At 37.8% G+C, this 23,348-nt stretch carries 22 protein-coding genes; 8 read left to right on the top strand and 14 right to left on the bottom strand.

All coding sequences use genetic code 11. The annotated features are described in order from the left end of the window. Positions 1 to 578 precede the first annotated feature (578 nt). The 7 genes from DESACI_RS22725 to DESACI_RS22695 all read left to right on the top strand — a co-directional run bounded on the left by DESACI_RS22725 (position 579) and on the right by DESACI_RS22695 (position 6,079). Entirely contained in the window at positions 579 to 800 is a 222-nt protein-coding gene (locus tag DESACI_RS22725; protein WP_014825105.1) for a helix-turn-helix domain-containing protein, read from the top strand. Beyond that, a complete protein-coding gene (locus DESACI_RS22720) occupies positions 800 to 1,684 on the top strand; it encodes a ParA family protein (protein WP_014825104.1) in 885 nt (294 codons plus the stop codon). The genes DESACI_RS22725 and DESACI_RS22720 overlap by 1 nt, the downstream gene beginning before the upstream one ends. After that, positions 1,657 to 2,289: a hypothetical protein gene (locus DESACI_RS22715; RefSeq protein WP_014825103.1), complete on the top strand. Its 633-nt coding sequence runs from the start codon at positions 1,657 to 1,659 to the stop codon at positions 2,287 to 2,289. The genes DESACI_RS22720 and DESACI_RS22715 overlap by 28 nt, the downstream gene beginning before the upstream one ends. 512 nt (positions 2,290 to 2,801) lie before the next feature. Beyond that, the gene (locus DESACI_RS22710) at positions 2,802 to 3,545 is read left to right on the top strand and encodes a Cthe_2314 family HEPN domain-containing protein (protein ID WP_014825102.1); all 744 of its coding nucleotides are present in this window, start codon (positions 2,802 to 2,804) and stop codon (positions 3,543 to 3,545) included. A 241-nt stretch (positions 3,546 to 3,786) separates the two neighbouring features. Beyond that, on the top strand, positions 3,787 to 4,476 hold the full coding sequence (locus DESACI_RS22705; protein ID WP_014825101.1) for a hypothetical protein: 690 nt from the start codon (positions 3,787 to 3,789) through the stop codon (positions 4,474 to 4,476). A gap of 266 nt (positions 4,477 to 4,742) precedes the next feature. Continuing rightward, positions 4,743 to 4,997, top strand: coding sequence for a hypothetical protein (locus DESACI_RS22700; protein ID WP_014825100.1), 255 nt, complete (start codon positions 4,743 to 4,745; stop codon positions 4,995 to 4,997). A gap of 377 nt (positions 4,998 to 5,374) precedes the next feature. Next, positions 5,375 to 6,079, top strand: a complete 705-nt coding sequence (locus DESACI_RS22695; protein WP_014825099.1) for a tyrosine-type recombinase/integrase — start codon at positions 5,375 to 5,377, stop codon at positions 6,077 to 6,079. 132 nt (positions 6,080 to 6,211) lie between these two features. On the opposite strand, the gene DESACI_RS22690 is transcribed toward DESACI_RS22695, so the two are convergent. Genes DESACI_RS22690 through DESACI_RS22680 form a run of 3 tightly spaced genes read right to left on the bottom strand, consistent with a single transcriptional unit; the run spans position 6,212 to position 8,376 of the window. Further along, on the bottom strand, positions 6,212 to 6,997 hold the full coding sequence (locus DESACI_RS22690) for an adenylate/guanylate cyclase domain-containing protein (RefSeq protein ID WP_014825098.1): 786 nt from the start codon (positions 6,995 to 6,997) through the stop codon (positions 6,212 to 6,214). Between the two features lie 42 nt (positions 6,998 to 7,039). After that, positions 7,040 to 7,642, bottom strand: a complete 603-nt coding sequence (locus tag DESACI_RS22685) for a Pycsar system effector family protein (protein WP_014825097.1) — start codon at positions 7,640 to 7,642, stop codon at positions 7,040 to 7,042. Between the two features lie 14 nt (positions 7,643 to 7,656). Further along, entirely contained in the window at positions 7,657 to 8,376 is a 720-nt protein-coding gene (locus tag DESACI_RS22680; RefSeq protein ID WP_014825096.1) for an adenylate/guanylate cyclase domain-containing protein, read from the bottom strand. A gap of 178 nt (positions 8,377 to 8,554) precedes the next feature. Here DESACI_RS22680 and DESACI_RS22675 point away from each other — a divergent pair, with 178 nt between their 5' ends. Further along, the gene (locus DESACI_RS22675) at positions 8,555 to 9,424 is read left to right on the top strand and encodes an ATP-dependent DNA ligase (RefSeq protein WP_014825095.1); all 870 of its coding nucleotides are present in this window, start codon (positions 8,555 to 8,557) and stop codon (positions 9,422 to 9,424) included. 363 nt (positions 9,425 to 9,787) lie between these two features. On the opposite strand, the gene DESACI_RS22670 is transcribed toward DESACI_RS22675, so the two are convergent. The 11 genes from DESACI_RS22670 to DESACI_RS22625 form a co-directional block, all read right to left on the bottom strand. Continuing rightward, entirely contained in the window at positions 9,788 to 10,552 is a 765-nt protein-coding gene (locus tag DESACI_RS22670) for a type II toxin-antitoxin system PemK/MazF family toxin (protein ID WP_014825094.1), read from the bottom strand. A gap of 108 nt (positions 10,553 to 10,660) precedes the next feature. Then, positions 10,661 to 10,885: a MerR family transcriptional regulator gene (locus tag DESACI_RS22665; RefSeq protein ID WP_041276761.1), complete on the bottom strand. Its 225-nt coding sequence runs from the start codon at positions 10,883 to 10,885 to the stop codon at positions 10,661 to 10,663. Positions 10,886 to 11,136: 251 nt separating this feature from the next. After that, positions 11,137 to 11,295 (bottom strand): hypothetical protein, encoded by a 159-nt coding sequence (locus DESACI_RS24675; protein ID WP_014825092.1) that lies wholly within the window; start codon positions 11,293 to 11,295, stop codon positions 11,137 to 11,139. Positions 11,296 to 12,183: 888 nt separating this feature from the next. Beyond that, positions 12,184 to 12,447, bottom strand: coding sequence for a hypothetical protein (locus DESACI_RS22660; protein WP_014825090.1), 264 nt, complete (start codon positions 12,445 to 12,447; stop codon positions 12,184 to 12,186). Positions 12,448 to 12,504: 57 nt separating this feature from the next. After that, positions 12,505 to 13,542, bottom strand: a complete 1,038-nt coding sequence (locus tag DESACI_RS22655; protein WP_014825089.1) for a phospholipase D-like domain-containing protein — start codon at positions 13,540 to 13,542, stop codon at positions 12,505 to 12,507. Between the two features lie 62 nt (positions 13,543 to 13,604). Continuing rightward, positions 13,605 to 13,871 (bottom strand): hypothetical protein, encoded by a 267-nt coding sequence (locus tag DESACI_RS22650; protein ID WP_014825088.1) that lies wholly within the window; start codon positions 13,869 to 13,871, stop codon positions 13,605 to 13,607. A 64-nt stretch (positions 13,872 to 13,935) separates the two neighbouring features. Then, positions 13,936 to 14,721, bottom strand: a complete 786-nt coding sequence (locus DESACI_RS22645; protein ID WP_014825087.1) for a hypothetical protein — start codon at positions 14,719 to 14,721, stop codon at positions 13,936 to 13,938. Positions 14,722 to 14,797: 76 nt separating this feature from the next. Beyond that, on the bottom strand, positions 14,798 to 16,126 hold the full coding sequence (locus DESACI_RS22640) for an FtsZ/tubulin family protein (protein WP_014825086.1): 1,329 nt from the start codon (positions 16,124 to 16,126) through the stop codon (positions 14,798 to 14,800). 12 nt (positions 16,127 to 16,138) lie between these two features. Continuing rightward, the gene (locus tag DESACI_RS22635; RefSeq protein WP_014825085.1) at positions 16,139 to 16,435 is read right to left on the bottom strand and encodes a hypothetical protein; all 297 of its coding nucleotides are present in this window, start codon (positions 16,433 to 16,435) and stop codon (positions 16,139 to 16,141) included. 262 nt (positions 16,436 to 16,697) lie between these two features. Further along, complete coding sequence (locus DESACI_RS22630; RefSeq protein ID WP_014825084.1) at positions 16,698 to 17,411, bottom strand: hypothetical protein; 714 nt, start codon at positions 17,409 to 17,411, stop codon at positions 16,698 to 16,700. A 198-nt stretch (positions 17,412 to 17,609) separates the two neighbouring features. After that, positions 17,610 to 23,342 carry an RCC1 domain-containing protein gene (locus DESACI_RS22625; protein ID WP_014825083.1) on the bottom strand — a complete coding sequence of 1,911 codons (5,733 nt, stop codon included), beginning with the start codon at positions 23,340 to 23,342 and terminating at the stop codon, positions 17,610 to 17,612. Positions 23,343 to 23,348 lie beyond the last annotated feature (6 nt).

Below are 23,348 nucleotides of genomic sequence, written 5' to 3'. Positions count from 1 at the left end.
TCAAAGACTTGTCAAGAATACCGTACAAATGGTATAATTATGACATGTCTGAGAGATAACTCAGCTAAATTTCTCCGCAAGTACGGGTGAAACGCTTTTGCGGATGTTTTTAGAAAAAAGTCCTTTTGGCGAAGGGCTTTTTCTTTTTATTCACTTTTACTTAATGGAAAATTTCATATATTGAAATTAGAAACTCGGGAGCTTTCTCTACAGGAGGGTACCTATGGGTTTCTTTTTTCTTTTTAGTGAACCCATTTATAATTTTATCTTATCCTGCCTATCCGTCTATCTATTGCCGCAGGAAGGATTCTAAAACATTCGACAGGAAATATGTAAATCCTTCTATTGTTGGTACATTATTACCAATTTGTATAAGTTGCTGGAAGCTCTGCCTATACAGTACCACCAGTCTATTTCATTCGTCAAATTTTTGTAACACGGTAAAACCGTGTTACAGTTAAACAGTTTTACCGTTAAACCATAAAACTGTTTAACAAAAATATTATTTGAGAAGATTATACGATATATTGTAAAAGTAGTAAATGGATTATATAATCTATTTTAAGGGGGTGTAGGAATTGGATGATAAGAGAGTTAGTCCTTTGGATCTTGAAGATGTTATGAAAATTAGTGAGATTGCTAAAAAGGTAAAGGTGAATAGCAATACTGTCACTCGCTGGTGTAATAAAGGTTATTTCCCAAATGCCTTCAGAGTAGGTAGTTCGTGGCGCATACCTCGTGCTGATGTTGAAAATTACATTAGACAACAGACAGAAAAAGAAATTAGGGAGGGGAGCTAATGGCCGGTATCAGCATTTTAAACAGTTTTGTTAAAAAAGATCGCAAGGCTTACAAACTTAAACCAAAATGCCGGGTCATAGCTCCCCTATCACAAAAAGGCGGCGCCACAAAATCTACAAGTTGTGTTAACATAGCTTCTGTTCTATGTGAAATGGGTTATAGAGTCCTAGTTATTGATCTCGATCAACAGGGCCATTCTACTATGGGTCTAGGTGGAGACAACTTAGAATGGGAATATACGATGGCTAATGTCCTTGATTATGAAAAAATCATTGAAGATTTTGATCCAATTCCCATTGAAAAAGCTCTAATGAAAACTCTTTTTGAATCCAAAACAGACGGTTCACTCTGGCTTATAGGCGCGAATATTACGAATGAGGAGTATAGCGCAGCTCATTATAACGACCCCAGTAAGAAGATGTTACTTAGTGAAGAATTAGACAAAATTAAAGATAAATTTGATTTTATAATTATTGACTCTCCCCCAGGACTTGATTTCTGGAACTGGTCGGCTATATTTGCCCTTGATTACATAATCGTACCATTAGAGCCTGGCCACGGTGAGATGAGAAGCTATAATGACTTTATGGAAACTCTTTTGCAAATTAAAGAAGTTAATCCTAAGCTGAAACATCTTGGAACTTTCTTAACAAAGGCAAATCCTCAAACAAATTTATACAAGGACTTTAAGCAGAACTTCGAAGTTAATACTCCTGGAATTCTATTCGAATCCGAAATACCACAGGATACAAAAATTAAGGAATCACTTGGATATGGAATACCTGTAACCCTTTATGCTTCAAGTTCAAAAAGTTCTAAATCATATTGGTCACTTACGGAGGAGGTGTTGAAAAGGTGTCAGTTAATAGAAGCCAAAGGGTAAAGAATATGTTCGCAGCTCCTAAGACAGTAAATTTACCCACGGATAATCCAGCAACACCGACAAGTAACTCTCCAAATATAGATCCCTTAATTAGTTCTTCATTACCCATTAATCCGATTGATGAAACGGAAGAAAAGAATGATCCTCTAGTAACCCAAGGTACAAATAACCCGTCTAATGAAAAACTTGAACAATTATCTAATGAGCAGGAAATTGATAATGTTGCTATGGACAAACCTTCTTCAGTACCGCCTAAAAATGAGGTCACTCAAAAGAAGAAAACTACTACTGATATGCCCGAAAGTAAAGAAACTAAAGGTTATATAGGATTTAAAGTGAACAGTAAAATAAAAGAAGATTTGGAAGAACTGGCTAAAGATTTCGCATATCTGGCCAGGAAACAATACGGACTTAAAATTAAGGATGATTCTTCCTCTATCCTACGTGCCTTTCTTATTCTTGGAATGAGTTGTTTTACTGAAAAAGTTAGACATAAGACTCTTCAAGAATATGATCCTGAATCAACAGTCGAAGATGAAATATCGCAACAACTACTAGCAATAATGAGAATTCATAAGGTTGAAATTGATGAAATAGACTTCTAGGCCCCATAACTTTGAAGGACCGAAAATCGGGTGATTTCCGGTCCTTTTTAATTTTATTGTTTATAGGGATAGTGCAGATGCTTCATGAAACATGATCGTCTCATTTTACCGTTATCCCGTTAAACCATTTCACTGTTAAACAGTTAATCGATTTTACCATTAAATAGTTTTACGGTTTAACTATTTTATGGTTTAACCGTAAAACCTTATTACTGTTTGATCGTTTTCCCGTTTTACCGTTTTGCTATTAAACTGTTTTTAAGTTTACTATTGAATGGTTTTACGGCTTAATTATTTTATGGTTTAACCGATAAAGAAGAAAATAGATTGAAGCTTACAAGCCGGTATATAACCGGCTTGTTGTTTAATCAAGAAAGTAAAGTTGGATCTTCATAAAATACTGTTTCGTTATCGGAGTCAAAAGGAAAATAATTCAAATTACTCAAAGGAGAAATTGCATTGGATAACGAAAATAACAAAGTAAGAAAATGTAAATATAAGGAGGCTAGATCATGTCAAGTATATTTGATTCAGCTCAATATCCAACCCCTATGGATTGGGATAAAATTTATGAAGAGAAAAAAGTATCATGGGATAAAATACAACTTACTCAAACCGGGGGGACCTTTAACTTTCTGGATTTTCAAGGGATTGAGTTGAGTTATTGGCTAAAGGAATTTAATAATCGGGTTTTTGATTTAGTATGTAGTTATGTGTTAATGATGAATTACTATAATTTAGGAATTCCAGATAAAGAATGGTTTATATCTCCGGGAAGGAATGGGGAGAGCGTAGAGTATTTTCCTCATTTCGAAAGCAAGCATCACCATTATTTGTATTGGTTTGGCTTTTATATGGACAGCTATTATTCACGATATTCTGGCATTCTAGATACGATATACCACTTGATCAACATCAAGTATGATTTTAATGTGGAAAGTATCTTAGGTTTTAGAAGAGAAATTTTAAAACAACTAAAGACTAGCGATAAAGAACTTTTTAAGTTTTTAGATTCTATAAAGGCTAATACTGTGTACTTAAGAGTGAACGAATTTAGAAATAATATTACTCATAATTTTAGGCCAAACCAAATTGATTCGGGCATTAATCAGAAGAAACAAGGTGGCGGTATAACAATAACGACTATGTCAGTTGGAAATTACACTCCGACGAATGAATTTGTTGCAAATATAAATGAGAGTATAGATTTATTAGCATTCATTGTGGAAAATGTAAGAGATAAAATAGAGGCTTAAATACCCTCTTAATAATACAGCCCCTTGTTCTCATTATGGACGTGGGGCTGTTTAACGCAGCATTCATTATAGGACCATACCTAAAGAAACTTGAAAAATAATGAGAACTGCCAAAGTGTAACGGCAGCTCTTTTCATAATCTTTGTTATAGTGGACTCAAGCAGGAGTTTGTCTCTATTCAATTGAATATATAAATTGTTTAAAGAAGGAATTTATATATTCATAAGAGAGGGATTTCCAGATGTTAAAGCGGGATAAAAACGGATTTCTTCAAATTTTAATGGAGTTAGGATTTGATACAGAACAATTTGAAGCATTTGAAGAAGAGAGGGATGATTCACCAGCGTTCGTAATTAGGCTCAAAGAATCACCTATTGCATTTTGGACTAGAAATAGTATTAATAGCTATAGCGAATATGATTGTGCATATATATTGTTTGGACCAACCTATTCGTCTTCAGGGTATTTTCCTGACCAAAGGTGGTCTGAGGATATAAATGATGTCTATAACGAATTCAGAGAATGGCTTACCCGTCACGTGAAACCATATTTAGAAGAATTATCGGTTCCGGATTTATGGAGTCAAGTAGAGGATCAACAGGACGTTTTTGGTATGTTGTTAACTGAAAATGAGGATTTCTCAATGTTTACGAACGAAGAGAGAGTTCAATTGGGAGATGCAGTTCGAATATTTCGATATAGGATACAAGAAGTGTTTGAACCTACTCAAAATCAATTAAAGCAAATTGATTATAAACTTAATTACCTTTTAGAAGCGGCTAATAAATTAAATAAATTTGATTGGAAAAGCGTTCTGCTTTCCACCCTAATTGGAATTGCTACTACAATGTCATTAGATACTAATTCAGGTCGAACCCTCTTTTATATTGCTAAACAAGTGTTCACAGAGACAATAAAACTTCTTCATTAGATCAGGTAAATAAGCTTTAGGTAATTTGTGACAGAGCCATATGTTTGATTGTACTTTTAAGGGGGAGCATCATCTTGGCAGAGTATCGTACTAGCAGTAACATCGTTCTCTCTTGGAATCGTGAATCTGAAAGGGGAGCGTCATATGATTAATATGCTGATAGATGTTGTAAACTTTTTAAAGGGCATTAGCCCGCAGCTTGTAGAGATGCTCCCCGCTTAAGGGTACAATCGAATGAAGAGTAAGCTAACGAAAGGAGAAAAAATATGGGGTCTTTTGATTTAAAAAAAACTGATTTATCAAAATATAACAAGGCTGAAAACCCTTGGATTACAATTGATGACAACGGAAAAGTTGATATTGGCAATAAAATTGGTGATATTGAAAAAATAAGTTTAGAAAAACGAACTATAATTAGATTTATTAATCAGTATTTAAGAGATTGTAGTCATGAACTATCTGGCGATGATAAAAAGAACATATTATCCAGTTTGAATCTCTCAGAGGGTAAAGACGCATAACTTGGATATCTAATCTAAAGGAACTCTCCGCTTAATTTTGGAGATGTTCCTTTTATTTTCATAGGTGGAGTACTGCTTTCCGTAATCCATTATAGGACTCAATGCTTGTAGAATTAGCCATCTAGTTTGCCCCTTGTCACTTCGCTGGTACTACCCCTAATAGTTGTTCAAGGCATTCTATAGCCTAAATAGTTAAATGTTTCTTAGTACCAATGATATCATAAAGTTCCGAAAAATAATTTGTAAATGGCACTTTCTACTATAGCAAACAATATTCGCTTTAAATATTGGCTTCCTGTATACTAAATTTTAACATAAAGTTCCGATACTCACCATTTTAGGAACTTTACATTGGTTAGTAGAAAGGGGAGCTCAGCATAGAAAAGCGGACATCAGCAAAAAAGAAAGCTAAGGAATTAGCCAAGTATCTGAGAGGGGAACGTCCTGATTACGCTTACCTCAAAATTCTGTTTCAGCACTTAAGAGCCGAATTGGAAGTTGAAATACCTAGATCAAATAAAAAGCTACCTTATGTACCCACAGAAGAGGATCTAAAGAAATATTATGATATTGTTTGGAAGTCTAGAAACTTCCAGGACATGATGATAATTAAAACACTTCTTTATACCGGCGCAAGAGTAAGTGAGTTGATCAACGTTAAGCTAACCGATATTGATTTTAACTACTGCCAAATTCGTATAAATAAAGGAAAAGGAAACAAGGACCGTATTGTCCCGTTTCCCCAAACATTTAAAGAAATGCTGGCCATGCACGCTGATTCTATGCGAAATAAATCTGCGGTCTATCTGTTTGAATCATCTTGGAAGAAAAAATATACGGATCGGGGAATTCGGAAGATTTTATGTAAGTATTCAGAAGAGGCCGGGCTAGAACAAAACTTATCGCCTCATAAGCTGCGTCACTTTCTGTTGACCTGGTTGAAAAAGCAAGGGATTGATGATGCACTTATTCAACCGTATTCAGGCCATGAAAGTAGAAAATCTCTTGAAATTTACTCAAGATTGGCTATCACTGATGCCCAGCGGGAATATGACGAAGTTATTAATAAGTTTCCTATATAATATTTTAAATTTATGGATTGGTTTACATATTATAAAATAACGAAAACGATAAATCCAATAAGACCATTGATATTTAATCAATGGTCTTTGTTTTTTATGATTTTTAAAGTTGTTATATTAGAAAATGCGCTTTCATCCTACGTTTCTCTCGATTTCTGATTTTTTTGTTACGATATAACCGTCAAATTTATCAAAACTTCTTTTTGTAAAGCGTAATTGTCCCTTTTTAGATTTTGGCCAAATATGTTTAAGATACTCGTGCAATATAATCTCATTTCTCCCTTTTGAACATTTACTAGCAAAATAAATACACTCGCCAATCACCTTTACTTGTGTATGTGGAGGTAAGCCGAAATGGCTAATTATAGCGTCGCTAAAAGCTAAACCAATGCCTATTTCGATTTTAGGCAAACCAAATCTTTCATTCAAGATTGGGTTAACTACCTGATTTAAAGCTTCCAAGCAGGTATTGGCCGCATTAATTACATTATGAAGAACCTCTGCTTGTTCTTCCTTTTGTTTAGGAAGTTGAAATAATGCCAACAGACCATCTCCCAAATATTCGGTTACTGATCCCTTATATTCACGGATTATCTTTGTCATTGCTGGAAGAAGCGCTGATACTTCATAAAATACTCTTTGCATCTCACTTACACTGGCTATACGTGCACTAATGGCCTGTCTAAGATGTTTGGTTGAATCTCTCATATCTAACATAAAAGCCACAAACACATCAGACTTATATTCACTCTCACCAAGAAAAGGATGGCCAGGTATATTTGTATCCATTGCGTATGTTTCTAAAAGGGCCTTTATAAGTTCATTTTTACCGAGAGTATTGTCCCATTGCAATTCACATCGGTCAAGAATTCTATTAACGATATCATTTAATTCTTGTTTTAAACGTTCAGAAAGCATTCATAAACATCTCTTTTCCAAACCTTAGATTCAAAAAAAGGACTAAATCCACTGTATTGAATGTAACATTATTGATGAGATAAATAACGTGATAAATCCCAATGCAAAAAACACAAAAGCCATATTAACTCTATATATTTTCTTCTCACGAATATAAGATACCTTACAAACTTCCAGTACGAGGCTTTTAGTAATTTCTTCAGAGTTTTGATCCTTCATAAGGCTTTCAAAAATTTCATTTGAACTATGATCAAGTTTACTGTTATTCCTTTCAGATAAGCAATCCCACAAACTAGGCTCTGGATCTATTTTATAAAGATAAAAAGGAACTTTCGTCGTTAACCCGTCCATAAAAATATGTCTAACAGGTGAAGACATCGGGTTAATAGCTTTTATAGTTATCAATAAAGTGAACAAAAAGCTTACCAAACAAATAATAGCTACGACGAATGTAACTAAGGAATAAAACGTTAGTGGATTTTTAATATTATCAATTAATGATCTCCCCAAAGGTACAAGATAGGCCGATAAGACGCCGGAGGCTACGATGATTATCCCAGCTTTAGTATCAGTAAAACGTATTGTGTTTTGTGCATCTTCCAAAGCTTTATATAAATACTCTAATTGCGGTTTACTTTCTGACATACTGAAACCTCCTTTTAGTCTGAACGATCGTTCAACGCGTATCCCATTAATTCGCCAATAGAAAGCCTTTTAAAACCCATTTTCCCCCATTTTGAGGATGGCCATAATTTTTGAACTTCATCACTTACAACAACCTGATTATCTGATTTTGACAATTTGCTTGCTATATTTACACAGTCACCGAACACCTTAACATCGTAGTTATTTTTGGTACCTATTTTCGTCACAATTACAGAACCATAATCTATACCAACACCGCAACCGAACTCCCATATTTTATCTATTCTTAACAAAGGATTTATGACCGTATTTACTACTTTTAAAAGACTCAATCCACATAGTCCAGCCTGTTGACTAGAATAACTTTTGTTCACTCCTGATTCTTTTCCGCCAAACAAGGCCATTATCCCATCACCCATAAAGTCTATAACATAGCCTCCATATTGCTCGATCACATTACATACGCCCGGAAAGAAAGCGTGCATAGAAATAAACGTTCTCTCTGGCCCAATTACCATAGCCCTCTTAGTAGAGCTACGAATATCTATAAATAAAGGGCTGAAATTATCCTGTATGAAATCGCCAAATTCCATTCGCTTAGCTTCGTATCCCGGAATAACATCAGAAATAGGTTGAGCGCTATCCATTGCAAACTTTCTTAGTGAAATCGATTGCTTCGCTTGGTTAAAATTTTCAATAACAACCTTACGTGTGAGCTCGATATCAAAACTCAAGCTATCATCTCCTCCAATATGCAATCTATGACTCATAAAAAAACGATTTTGCGATTGACACTTGTACATTAACGAAATTCTTTATTCTTATATAATACTAAAAAGGGATAAACCCATCAATTCCCAATGGAGTGATTGTTACATTTTATGCTAAAATAGGTACAAGGAGGCTGACACCATGTATGTTGCACCTATGCTCCTTAACCCTATTGAGGAAATTCCGGAATATAACGGCTTATCAATCGTCGAGCTAAAGTATGATGGCTTCAGGACAATTCTCTCAGATATGGATGATGGAATTAAACTATTTACGAGACATCAAACAAATATAACGGATATATTCCCCGAATTACGTAACCCCAAGTTACCTTCGGGGATAGTGCTGGATGGGGAAACAATACAGGCCGATCCGGAAGGTCGGCCAATTTTCGAAGATGTAATGAGTCGCTTTCACATGCGTAATGCCTCAAAAATAAAGCACTTGGCCATATCAAATCCAGTAACATTTTGTGTATTCGATATCCTTTATTATAGAGGAAAGAGCGTCATGTCCTTACCACTACTACAAAGGAAAACAATTTTAGATGAAGTTTTGCCAAGTAATGAAAAATCCGTTATTAAGGTTCAATATATGGAGGGTTCCAAGGCAGTAGCTCTCTTTAAAGCTTGTAAGGAACGTGACTTAGAGGGCATTGTCATAAAGCAAAATAAACCCTATGTACCGGGTAGAAGACCAAAAGGATATTGGGATAAATTAATTTGCTATACCGAGACCAAGGTAAATATAATTGGCATCCGGAAGGGAAAGTTCGGGTGGCTTGTAGAATATCCAGACGGACGCTTTGCCGGTGTGATCGAATTAGCTGTACCGTTAGCGGCCAAACAAATACTCTTGGACTTTGCTAGAAAATATGGGCGAAATACCGATAAAAATATGTATTTACCTGAAGGTATACCGTGCAAGGTTCGTTATCGTTCTCTTACTAAAAATGGACTTTTACGACTTGCCGAGTTTCAGGAATTTGTTAATCCTCGGCAAATAGCATAGTGTGAAAGATCTTAAGCTCCCTTTATGAGTTACAATATTCTCAAATTAATCTTATAAGGATGTTTGCTATTGATAAAAGGTAAAAGAAAAGCTTAGGTTTGATTTAAAAATAAAATAAAATACCCGTGTCTAACGCGGGTATGGTAATCATTACCACAGAAACTTTTGCCTATTTAAAGCAACATTAAAGTGAAATGTAATAACTGCATACCTTTCGAGTATGCAGTTTCTTAAAATCCTGGTGCATGTACTATCGAAAGTACAAGACCTCTCTTCAATATAATGGCGTTTATGTCACGTTATGCGACATAATGCCTCTCTTACTCTGTAGTATAATCACTTATGTGTTAGATTTCAAGGCTTTTACGCCAGTTTAGCACTACTTTTTTCAAGCTTTTCTTTTAGTATTGCAAGTTCTTCTGTCATTTTATACATGTCATTTTGCAAAGAAAGATTTTTTTCTTCCAACTCGGCGATTTTCTTAGCCTGATCTTGTGTGAGCTGATCTAATTTATTAAACAGTCTGAATTTATGTGGGAGTACATTCTCTAGTAGAATATTATCAATTCGGTTTAACAGGTCAGTCCTAAGTTTAAAGCTCACCTTCTTTACTGCACGGTATTTACTTACCCTTCGAATCTGATCAACCTGGATAACGGAATCTTTTGTAAAGAAGAATTCCTTAGGATTCTTGGACCGCCTAAATTGCTTAGGCACATAAATCTCAAAGGGTTCATGAACAACGACATCTCCATTAGAATCAAAAGATGCTTGAGTGATGGGAGCACCTATCACCCAATCTTCTTTATTATCATATAAGACGACAAAGGGATGAGGATATCTAATTTCTGTTCCAATATTTACTGTTCCGTAGTCTAATGTCCGAATAATATCTCCTCGTGAATAGTTATAGAATCCTTGAAGTTGATTATGCTCATTTTCAAGCCATAGGTTTTCCTCCAAGATCCAATTACACGTCTTTTCGAGTTCGGCAGCTTTAAGATGTTGATCTAGTAATGCCATAAGTTTTGTAAGTTCTATAGTAACTTTTTGATTTGTAGAAGTAACATTTTTCTTTTGTTGATTTCCGCTACATATACGGACGGTTAAGTTATCAACCCCCTGCATTATACCCGCCTCGTTTCCTCTCTTTATCTCTCTCTAATTAGGGGTCTATTTCGTTGGCCAAACGAGAATGTAAGAATAACTTATACTTCCGTATGGCCTTACTGATTCCTAATCTTGATCTCGGCCTAAAGACTCGATCCTCTTAACCAAATCCTCTTTAAAAAATAACTTGATTGCTTTCTTCTCCTTTATAGGGATAAGCTTCCCCCTTTGAACTACCGCATTAAGAGCCTGCCTGGTAATTCCCAAATACTCCATAGCTTCAGAAGAGGTGAAAATTTCATCTCGAATAAACTTTTCTAGATCTTCCCGTGATTCAAAGTGGAAAGCCATAAGTTCACCTTCCCCGTTTAAAAGCAAATTTAACCTGGGATAACCTTAATACAACAGCAATTAAGAGCAGCACGTCTGCGACCGTCTGAAGAGTTCCCCCAAACGGCCAACTACGAGTCAATAGATATAAAACAATAAATACCGAAAATAGTAAGTTCGAACGAAAATTCATTGTAAGTTTATTCATAAAATGCTAGGAAAGTGGTATACTATGAGTGGAAGGGGAGGTTTCCCTCCCCTAGGGTGGCGCATTATCGTCTGTGCTTTGGCGGCTTTTGACGATGATGGGCCTTTCGCTTTGCCCGTGATTCGTATTTCTCAATGTAACTTAAAATTCTGTCCAGTATGTTGAGAATTGCAACGATAATGCTTAGAATCACGAGCAAAGTCTGAAGTTTTACCGTTTCCACTTTCCTTAATCACCTCCTTAATTATAGTATAGCAGAACCGTTGACTTAAGTCAACACTTTGATATAAAAAACCGAATCTTCCTGCCATGGCAACAGGAAACTAACCACCACTCCCTTACCTACTTCCCCCTTGATGACACGTTACCCAAGACCCAAAAGGAATACCTTTGTCAAGGGTTCCAAATTAAAAAAAATTTACGTTTTTTTAATCCCTTGACAAAATGAGCAGGGTATAATCTTCATCAGGGGGGAGGTAAACCCTAAACGTTCTCTTCCCCCCGTCGTTCCTGGACCCGAAATCCTCCTCCGGAATGCGGTCTGCGACGACCAGGAGCTGTCCGCATTTTGAATCGTAGCCACAATCGTTGTGCCTTAACTCGTTAGGCACAATGGTTGCGGCTACACCTCATTAAAGGCCCTAAAAGCCTCCTAAAAACGTCCCTCTACGTTCCCTCCTCGACAAGCGACAACAAGGCAGGAGCTTGTCCATACGCTCTATAACGGGGGATAAGCACACCGATAGCAGCATAGCGCAAGCCTCCCCCAAAGAGGGACCGCAAAAAATAACCCCTGTGAAAACACAGGGGTTTCGTCGACAAGACCCAGAGGTAAAGCCTGGAGGATTTAGTCCGAAGGACCGAGGCGACTAGCCGAGTCCGGAAGGGTTTCTGCTTCCTCACTCAAATGCGTAACCAAGCTCCCGTAAATCTGCTCTATCATCAAAGAATAACCGGCCAGAAAATAAAACTAAACATCAGAATCCCTCATGAAATCAACTTGATAATAGCCTTTCGATGAAAAATAATGGCATACGCTAACAGAAAAATCGAAACCGATATTAAAATTGATAAAAGCATAACTGAACATTCCTTCTTTCTCAAAAGACACCTAAAACTTAAAAATGTACCACTTACAAGCGCTGCAGTCATACTTCAACTCAATCGGACGCGACAAGCCATTAACGTCGCACTGACACCTATATAGAAAAAACTTTTGCTTGGCAACCGACTCAACCGATTTAGTAAAAATCTGTTTAATAGAAATTACAATCGGTTCACCATCATCATCCGAAGTCCTCAATCTCAACGGATGAGGTAAATCATCAGGAACAAAATGCGCGATCATATCAACAGGCTTCATAAGAATTTTCATATCACAAAGCCTCCTCAATAAAAAGATTATCATGAGTGTAAAAAAATAACAAATAAATTACTGACTCGAATTCCAAAACTCTTGAAATGTAGACTTAGCATGAGAAAGCAACACCTGATCAGACGTAAAAAGATCAAGCTCATGATTAAACGTACCGGACGAAGAAAAGGCCGAAAAACTCCAATTCGCGCTACCAATAACCAGCGTGTGATCGGCAATCAACATCTTAGCATGAAGCACCTGGCCCTTCGGATACATACGGACCTGAACACCGGCAGCACGCAACGAATCAACGACCGACCGATTCTGAGCAGACTCTAACTGAGAATCAAGAACCACTTGCACGTTGGCCCCTGCTTTAGCACATGCTTTAAGCTTATCAAGCAAAGAACGATTGGAAAGCTCAAACAACGATGCCTGAATAAAAGAAGAAGAATCTAACGTTACAAGCAGCTTACTAAGTAACGTTTGGCCAGAAAAAATCGACTGCCCCATATTCGTTTCCTTGACAACACCTGCAGGTATAGATCCGCCGATCGAAGACCAGTCCTTTTCAAAAATGGCCTGAGCTTCTTGTGCTGCAGAACCCTTTAAGAAAACATCTGCATCGGCATTCTTATAACTCCCTTTACCCCAATTCATACCACCAATTAAAAGCTGAGAATCATCAATAACCAACAATTTAGCGTGTTGAATCCCTCTGCCGCCAATTAAGGGATCACGAGCTACTAAAACCGAAACATGATGGGCTTTCAATTCAGCCACAGAGCGTTTGCTCTGTGGTTCCTGGGCATCCAGAAGAACCAGGACCGGAATCCCTTTGTCCCCATCATCTTCAAGGAGCTGCAGCTCTGAAGGGCTTCCTAACTCATACATTTCGAGCAAAACAGAGGACTTCGCAGAACGAAGCATCAAATCAGCCTGGGAAAAAATTTGATCCCCCTCTAAAAACAAAGACGAACTGTTTTGCGAAGTATCAACCTTAGACTGAGAAACAGCCGTAACCGGCTGTGATGATTGAAAGGAACAACCAGTAAGTATCATGCATAGCATAAGCGTAGTAAGAGGGACTAATAAACGATGTTTTAAAAACATTACATAAAACCTCTCTATTAAAGATAATTCTTTAAAGAAATTTAATTGACTCTGAATACTGACTAATCATTCTGAAGTACTATTTTCAAAAGGATATACTCAATAATCCAAGCAATAAGAGCAAACAAACAAGCTATTGCTGATAAGGTTAGCAAAAGAGACAGAACGCCAGTAGCTATAAAAGCTAATCCTTGAATTTTAATCATATGAACGACTAATTTACAGCCTACATAAAAAATAATACTTATAAAGAAAAAGATAACGAAAGCAAACCGTGCTAATTGCTTATGTTTTTTATGCTTTTCAATTTCATAATTGTCATAGATCACTATGAATCCCCCTTAAAAATTTCATAGTATATTAAACATTTCTCTATCATATATTGTTCTTTACTTATGCCGTATAACTGCTCACAGTTTTTTTGCTTAATCTTTTATAAATCTTAGAGAATGCTAGAATAGCAAATTTATATACTAACAAAGAACTAAAACATAATAGCATTGCTATCCAAATGCCTTGACTTCTATGATCTGAAAAGTAAGACCAGTGGCCTATAGCACTGATAATATCTGCAATGTAATGACCAATGATAACAGGATAAATGTTTCTAAACAAAAAGAACAATAATACTGTAGGAATTGCAGAAAACATTGTGGGATAGAATGCAGTACTAGGATAAAAAAAGGTGTGAATGTAACCAAAAAATGCTATAGTTGCTAGAAATGAAACAATAAAATTCAATATTCTATTGAACGGCAAAACCTTTAACAACGTTAAGGCAATTAACGATTTAAGAAATTCCTCATTCATAGCAACTAATGGTAAATTGAAGACAGAGTCAATAAAATCCGGTGTACTTGTAACCTTATGTAATATCCCTTGAGGATCATTAGTATTACTCAATAACGTTCCTAAATGAGAAAAAAATCCAATCAAGATAAAACATAAGATGCCTAAGAAAATGGCAGGTAATTCATCCTTTTTCTTCAAGGTAAAATACGGTCCATAGTCCAGGCGACCTAAAGTTAAACCTATGATAATACCTAACCATGGAAGAGACCACTCAAAGAAATAGATATGAGATCTATTATTGTAAGCAACCTTCAAGAGAGCAGGAACTAGAACCAAAAGCGATAAATAAACACTATACCGGAACTGTTTATTTTTGATAAGATTCATATTCAATTCAACTCCTCTTTGTAAATAGGCACATCTCAGAAAATATTTGAGATGTGCCCCACTGTATAGTGACCTATTAATCCGCAAAATTGAGACCTTTTCTTTTTTTCTTAGGCTTACTGCTGGAAAATAGGGGGGAAAGTAATAAAGAATCATTCTCCTCTGACGGAGCATCTTCCTCCTCAGCGAGACTAAGAATACTGAAACTTTCCGTATTAGTCTTTTTAATTACTGGTTGTCCAACCAGTGCCCGCCGATCTAGCCCCTCTAAGAAATTAGGCGTATCATCAACAACCGTCTTTGAACCCTGCTCAAAGCGCTCTCGAATCTCACTAATGCGCTCCATCGGATAAGGTAGGCCGGTTACAATGGTAATAATTCGAATCTTATCAACTAAGCTTTCATCCGTCACAAACCCTCTTTGGCTTCGAACATTGGGAAGAAGATCTGTAAGCTCGGCATAAAACCGTTCGAAAAGAGCCTGGTGCTTGCTAAACATAATCGGCGCGCAAGCAACCAGGAGACCAAAGCCATAGGTATATTTATTATCAATATGCTGCTCCGGATTTGAAAACTCGTCCGGGTAAAAATGATGCTCATTCGACCAGGATTTCAGGACAAACTCCCTCAACATTTCTGCCGAAGTAGCCTTTGATTCCGGAACTTCAATTTCGTAAATAGCCCCGCAGCGCCCCATACGTATGAGTCTTTCAAAATCCTCTACATCCATGGTCGCTGTTGATTTCTTACCAACATAACTAAGCGTATGCTGCAGAGGTTTCCAGACAAGCTCATTGACAGCTGCCAAAGTCGTTTTTTCATTCAGTCGCTTATAAATCTTGTTATTGTCAACGAGAAATAACGTATCAAAGGTTCGGCTAGAACTGATTTCTTGCAGACCAACTAAAACGTTTCGAGAGCTTAAGGGATCAAGAAAACTATCTTCAGGAAGAGTCATGAGTCCGAGAATTGGTTGGTCTGTAGCTTGTCGCAACGTTCTAGCCAATAATGGAGCGATACCGTTTCCGGAACCACCACCCATAGCAGCTGTTATCATATAGGGACTATCTGCCGAATTACGGCCAAAGATCAGCCCTAAACGTGGCCTAACTACATCTTGTAAACTATCTCGAAAAAGTTCTGCGCCCTTGGTAGCGTCTTTACCAGCACCCCGTTTAGGGTTATCCGGATTAAGACAATGAATCTGATTGCTTTCCGGAAGCGCCATTTCATCACTGGTCGTAGTATTTATACCGGCACAATTTTCAAACAGTCCTAACTTATCACCGGCAGCTAACATATTGGAACCACATTGACCACAACCAATACCAAGAAGAGGAACATTGATTTCAGGTTTCTTATAAGCCATTGTCATATGAAGAACTCCTTTCTTTTTGTGAGCCATAAAAGAACCTCCTTAAATAATCTTCAGCACATTTTCAGCAAAATCACTGCCAAAGTCCGTAATCTGATAAAGCTTGGCTTGTCCAGATTGAGTAAAACTAATAAGCTGCAAAGCCTCAAGAGCAGCCAAACTGGTATTAGTTTTTTGTCGATCCTTCTTAGTTTCAAAAGTGAGGGAAATAACTGTCATCGGAGACGTAGCCTTAGCTAAAGTTTTAAAGGCAATTTTGGTTTCTTCCGGAAATGCAAGCCAGGACGCTTTCACAAATCTTATCAAATTGTTTTGGCAACACTCATTGAGCTCATCCATAAAAACAACCCCCTTAATTTTTTAGCGTGTATATAGAAATGTGTGAATAAATAAATGAGTGAATGGATGTATTTAACTTCCTATTATAAATGCTATCATGGCCAAAAAAGGTTGAGAAGAAGTTGACTTCCAAATTGAAAAAAAATTACGGCAGGGTTTCCCCTGCCGTAATTGAATAAGAAATGGCCTATTAATGTGACTCTCTTCTGTATGTTCTAAACTATTATCTGAATCGGTAAACCCGTCGTGCAACCATTCTACCCTAAAAAATGAAACCATTAATAGACGTTTGACGCTTATTATAATCTCTCCACACAAGCCCTGATATAATCCCGCTACAAATTAATGCAAATGTGATTAGTCTAAAGGAAAAATGATAATAGTTAATACACAATATTATCCACCAGATAATAATTGCAATTTGAGAAAGAGTTCTTGTATATCGACTGGAAACTAATTTATTGGAAAATAGATCGGGAAGGTTTTTTTTATTACAGAACGTTTCAATTAACAGAGATAAAAAAACCACTCCATCTTGTGAAATTGGAAGTAAATTTGTAACTCCAAAACCAATAAAAGCAAATCCAAGCAAAAACACAAGAATAATTCTTATCAGAAGTATAAGATTGAAAATGAAAATCATCGATGGAAAATGATAATGGATAATAAAATAAATTGTCTTAAAAAAATCATCCTTTATTGTTAATCCAGGATATATTAGTTTAGTCATATTAAGTAATAGAACACCAAAAGCAATATTAAAAAAACTTGGTGCCGTAACAGCAATAATTTGATTGCCCAAAGACAACTCCGTTTTAAATGACTCCAAAAAATTACAATGATTCTTTTTTACCCTTTCAGCTGTCCCTTTAGAAAAATAAATATGCAGATTTTCATGAATTTCAACTTCATAAAAATAAAAGAAAACTAATAATCCAATTATGATCATAATGTTAACAGCAGCATAAAAATACATTCTTTTAACCTCCGTCTCAGTCCAAGCTATCAAGCAGACTTATAGGCACTCTCTATTAAAGATACACTTAATTAATAAATATTGAAATATGAACATTAAAAAATTATATTAGATTAGAGGTGATTTTGTTTTCAGTTCTTAGTTTTCTTTGCTCCGTAAAAAAAGAAACGCGACGGAAACCCGTCGCGTAATTCATAATCAGTGTGTGATAACTACTATTGGTGGTTTGGCATGAAAGACCGTTACATAATGAGGGGTAATTGTCGGACCGCTAGGATTCCCTCCAGAATCTTTAGCCTGAAACGTAAAGGTAAGCTGCGTTTGATCCGGTGTACTTGGATCGACAACGTATGAGCCCTGCCAATTTACTAACCCTGGTGCCGATCCTGATGTAGCCGCCATGGTCCCTGAAGGCAGGATCACGGACGGACCGCCGTTTACAGACAAGCTCACTTGAACACCGGATACCTGACCTGTCGTCTGTGTATAGAGTGTTATTGTTCGATCTGCTTCAGTAGCCGGTAGATTAATAGTATATGGGTTCAAACTCGCTGAAAAGATAGATGGCAACCCACCGATATTCAAATCAATATAATCTAGATTTGATTGAGGTTGGTTCACAAAGGCAGTTGTGTTTGTGGCCCATACTGGGATCTCAAATATCTGACTTGGCGTGCCTTGAGGTACCGTATAGGTGCCGGTAAAGGTATTTGAGTAAGGAATTGTCCCAGTGACGGTTGAACCAACCTGAATTGTAGTTCCTGAGATTGTCTTGGCCCAAGCCTGAGTTGCGTAGCCAGTTGTTTTAACAGTGATTGTAACCGTCGCTGGACCTGCTGAGACATTGATCACAGGATTAGCTAACTGTTGAGCCGTAGTGACAATCGTATTGGCAATCGGAAGCGTTGCTGTACCTGTTACCGTCTGATAGCCCCCTGTTGACTGTTCAATATAAGGCGTTTGAGCTCTTATATTCAGATACGTAGGAATCACATTGCTCACATCCGCATTTGCCGGTACTGTAAGCCCCTTAATCGTCCACTGTCTCGTTCCTTTACTATCAATATCAATGTAACTTGTCGCTGGAATAGAATAGGATGTGTCCCAACTCACATTGAGGGAATTGATCCATCCTGAAGTGAGTACAATTGCATCCACGGTCCCTGTTGGTGCCCCTGTAGTAGCTCCAGCATAGGGATAGGTTTGGTTAAATGTTGTCGAAATAATTTGAGGGTTATTTACAACTAGAATTGTTTTTTGATCCGGATTCCCTGTAAACGCAGTTCCATTATTAACGTCTTTTGGGGTATATGTTAAGGTAATTGACTGTCCGATCCTTGCACTTGGCGGGATAGTATAGCTGCCTGTCCACATGTTTCCAGCAGACGTAATTGAGCCAATAGGATTAAGGGAAACACTCGAACTTGAGAAATTATCCTGAACTGTAACAGAGCTTGCATAACCATTGGTTGTCGCATCTATAGGAACTACTTGACCTGGGGATGCAGTTTGTGTACTGACATGTCCAAATACGTCTAAATGACGAGCTACGGTAACAGCCGTATAAACTGGCCCGTAAGATACGCCAGAGGGGGAAACCGCTGTTAAAGCAAATGTGAGAGGGCTTCCGTCTGGTACATTATCTGGTACCTGATAGGTGATATACCAATTGGTTTTATTACTACTGAGCATATTCGGAAGTGCAATAGAATAGGGATTGATTACACCGTTTGTTTGTGCTTGTCCGGATACCGAAATATTAATATGATCAGTTGAACCGGATGTCGTTGCGTAAACAGTAACAATATTTTGGTTGGAAAGGTATAACTGTCCATTGGCAAATGAAATGTTATTCCAATTTCCCGAAGGCGGCAGCGTGTCTAAAGCCCTTAGCGTTGTCTCACCTGAGTTTATTGTAAATGATGCTGTGGCCTGTTTTATACCGTTCCCTAGATTAGTAACCGTTGCCGGGACAGCTACCCATCGAGGACCGGTCCAAAATACGATTTGTATATCCGAATTATCGGTACCATCTGTTTTATACAAAAACGATTCAGTGTATGTTTGTCCAGCTGTAACCGAATACTGATTAGACATTAAAATCTCAGAATTTGTGTTACCTGATCTACTTACTCTTGGCACTTGCCAAAATCCATCCGATTGTTGAACACCTACTGATTGCCAACCATCTGAAGAATTCCATGTAGAGAAGGTACTTAGATCAGTAGCATTAATCAAATTGAGATTTGATCGATGCGACCAAACTGGATCAGTCGCGCTTACACTTGTTATTTCTAATGGTGGAGAACCTACTGTAACATTTAAGTAGAGTGGTACACTATTAGGCTGATTAATAAATACATTGTTGTATCCTACTAACCAAATAGTATAGGCTCCCGTTGGTGCATTTGAAGGAATGGTGAAATTAACCCACCACGTATTATCCTTGGGGATCGTCGCGACCGCCGTATTAGCATTCATATTGAAAGCTATTGGATTACTCGGATTAGATGGATTTGTCCCGTAAGCAACAACACCTAACGCATAACCTGTAGATGCCGTGGATACTGTAATTGTTTGTCCAGGAGATACATGAGTTGCCGAAGTACTTGCATTCGATAACTTTATTGTATTTTTGATATTTAACACAATTGAAGTAGATACTGATTGGTGTTTAGAGTCACTAGTATTAAGCCAAGGTGACTGCGAGGTCACATTAACAATTACCTGTGAATTAATTGGTGCATTGATGGGTATTTGTAAACTCGCTGTCCAGGAATTTGATTGAGGATAGGAGTAATCACTAGGAGTAAAGTTTATTGTTATTGGCGTGTATGATGATGTTGAACCTATTGAGTATGTTATAGAATTATTTGCAAATAAATTTACTGATGCGATAGTTCCATTGGTTGGGATAAACGAGAGTTCGCCATTAACATTTTCACACAATTTAAATATATTATTTGGGATTGTAGTATAAGAGGAGCTGTTTAAAGCGTATATGCCATATGGTAATATTGTTGAAGTGCTGACAGGTGGATAGGTTAAACTTGCGTGGCCAGAGGAGTCTGTAAACCACCCCCATCGCCAACCATTACCGTTACCATCTATAGCGTATAGGGTCCATTCGCCAATATATAAATATTTTATATTAGATAATCCAGATACTAATGAAGGCGTACTTGAACCATAGACCTCCACCCCATGAATAGTGTCCCATATCCCACCCCAGTGATAGACCGTTCCATCGGATTTTAAAGCTAGGACATTATTGCTGTTGTCTGCTATATCTATTATTCCTGATAGTCCTGGTATTTGCACAGCATTTGAAGTTGGTGATGCTCCACCTAAACCACCATTACCAGACGAGTCAGTGCCGTAAGACCACACAGTTCCATCAGATTTTAACATTGTAACCATTCCGTATAAAGACGTAGAAGCTTTTATTATATTAGCTGTACCAGGTATTACATTACCATTGATATCACAGACAGTACCATCTTTTTTTACAAAATACAAAGCCCCATTTCCGGTTGAAATTGACGCTATATTATTGAGAGCAGTTACTTGTACCGGTGGCCCCTCACCTTCAAACGTTTGATTGCGTCCCCACCCTACATAAATTTCAGAGCACTGCCCCCAAGCCCACACAGTCCCATCAGATTTTACACCATACGTATTGTAGGTATAACCTCCTCCAGGCATGGCTATATCTACCATACCTGTAGTTACCTCTGTAGGTGTCCATATGTCTGTACCGTTACTACCTGCTATTCCAAGCTGATATTCTCCATTATTCCCCCATGCCCATACTGATCCGTCAGATTTTAGCAGCATCGAATACTGGTCATTTTGCTGATTAACAGACAATGCCTTAGCTATATTTTTCGTTGAAGCATAATCTGTTGGCGTATTACTATTGACCGTATTCATATCGCCATACTGTCCATAGGCATTTTGTCCCCATACATGCGCCGAATAATCTGCCGTAATTGCTAATACTGTTCTGCAATCATAGGGTCCTGACGCAATTCTTAATGTGTTTATTAATCCTGTACTCACAAATGTATATGATGTGTTATTTGTGCCATTTCCTAATTGACCGTCTCCGCCGTAACCTGTGGAGTACACCGTATTGTCGTTACCTATAATTGTAGTACTGTAACCGCAGGCTACAATTGATTGACCTGACCATCCTACCATTCCAGCTGGTACATATGAATCTCCGTTATCCCCTTTGCCCAGTTGCCCATATGCGTTCCATCCCCAGCCATAAAATGACCCGTCAGTGCTCTGTAGTACTGAGTGATACATACCTCCAGATACAAACTTTGCATTCGTGATTCCTATAACTTGTACTGGTATACTTCTATTTGTGGTTGTTCCGTCACCTAATTGACCGTAATTGTTGTAACCCCATGACCAACAGGTTCCATCATATGCCACAGCTAAACAGTGATAAGCACCAGCACCTATACAGGTTATTTTTGGTAAGTTTTGTACTTGTAATGGCGTTGCACTACACGAATAAGTATTATTTCCAAGTTCTCCGTTATATCCATAACCCCATACAAATACAGCCCCATCTTTTCGAAGTGCCATACAATGGTATCCACCACAGCTAATTGATACTATGTTGGATAGCCCTGGGACCTGTACCGGTGTCGAGCTATTTGAATATGTTCCGTTACCTAATTGCCCTTCGGTACCTCTACCCCAAACGAATACAATACCATCTGATCTAAGTGCCATACTAGTTGAATCTCCGGCACTTACTCCTACTATGCTCGATAGACCTGATACTTGTACCGGGGTGCTGCTATTAGCGGTAGAATTATTACCTAGTTGCCCGAAAGTATTACTTCCTGCTGACCATACTGTAGAATCTGAACGTACTGCTAATGTATGACCTGAACCAGCTGCTATAGTTGATTTAGTTGCGTCTATTTGTACAGGCTGCGCCAAAGCCGTAACTTTATTTGAAAAACCAGTGGTGTTTGCTGATAAAGAAGTCCATTCTGTCGGAGCCAATGTTTTTGGATTAGCCGTTGCAGTCACAGTCATGTTATTTTCTACAAAAGTGTAATCCGTATTACCCATTATGTTATCGATCCATTGGTTTGAAGCGTAGAAGGTAAAGGTTATTGTATCTCCGATCTTCATATTAGATGGCACGGTATAGCTGAAATTGCCTGTGCTAGTTATTTGAACTGTGTTTCCCATATTATCTACTGCTCGCCCCGAAGTTGTTGCACTCCCTAATGTAGCCTTAAGAGTCAATACCTGCCCAGGGTAGGCATCGTGACTGCTTACTGAACCGACTATTGAGGGTCTCGGAGGAAAGAACGGTGGTGGAGCAACATAAACCGGAACTGTTGGAAATTTATAATTTAAAAGGCCGCCAGTTGTGTTTCCTGGGGCTGTACTTGTCAGAAGAGTTTGGCCATAGTTATAGGCCGTGATAGAAGTACCCGTCCATGAGCCGCCAGGTTGAGAAGCATATCCGTAGGTCGAGGCATTTGAGTTGGGTGTTTGATTTCCAGTGCCATTACCTGGAACGCTCACTGTCTGCTTAGAGGTGTACTGCTGCATCATCGTATATGTCTGATCGCTGGCTATCCCTGCGACAACCGTAATAGACCCCCCATTAGGCTTAACCTGGCTCATCACGCTCTGGATCATGGAAGACGTGACCGACCCACCTGTACCACCCGCAATGATGATATGCTCACCGTTGTTGAGGGCAGTAACCATCTGGTTGACAGCCTGATTCGCTTGAGCAAGGCCATCAATTGGTACGACCGTATAGTTACTCCCTACATCAGGGACATCCCCACTTGCTCCGAAAATAGTATCTGCATAAACTGCAGAACAAGCAAAAAGAAAGAGAATTACAATGGACGAAAAAATAATGCTTAATCTTTTAAGCATTAAAAA

Origin of the sequence: Desulfosporosinus acidiphilus SJ4 (genome assembly GCF_000255115.2) — a bacterium.
Classification (GTDB): Bacteria; Bacillota; Desulfitobacteriia; order Desulfitobacteriales; family Desulfitobacteriaceae; genus Desulfosporosinus; species Desulfosporosinus acidiphilus.
This window is presented reverse-complemented; position numbering and strand designations above follow the sequence as displayed.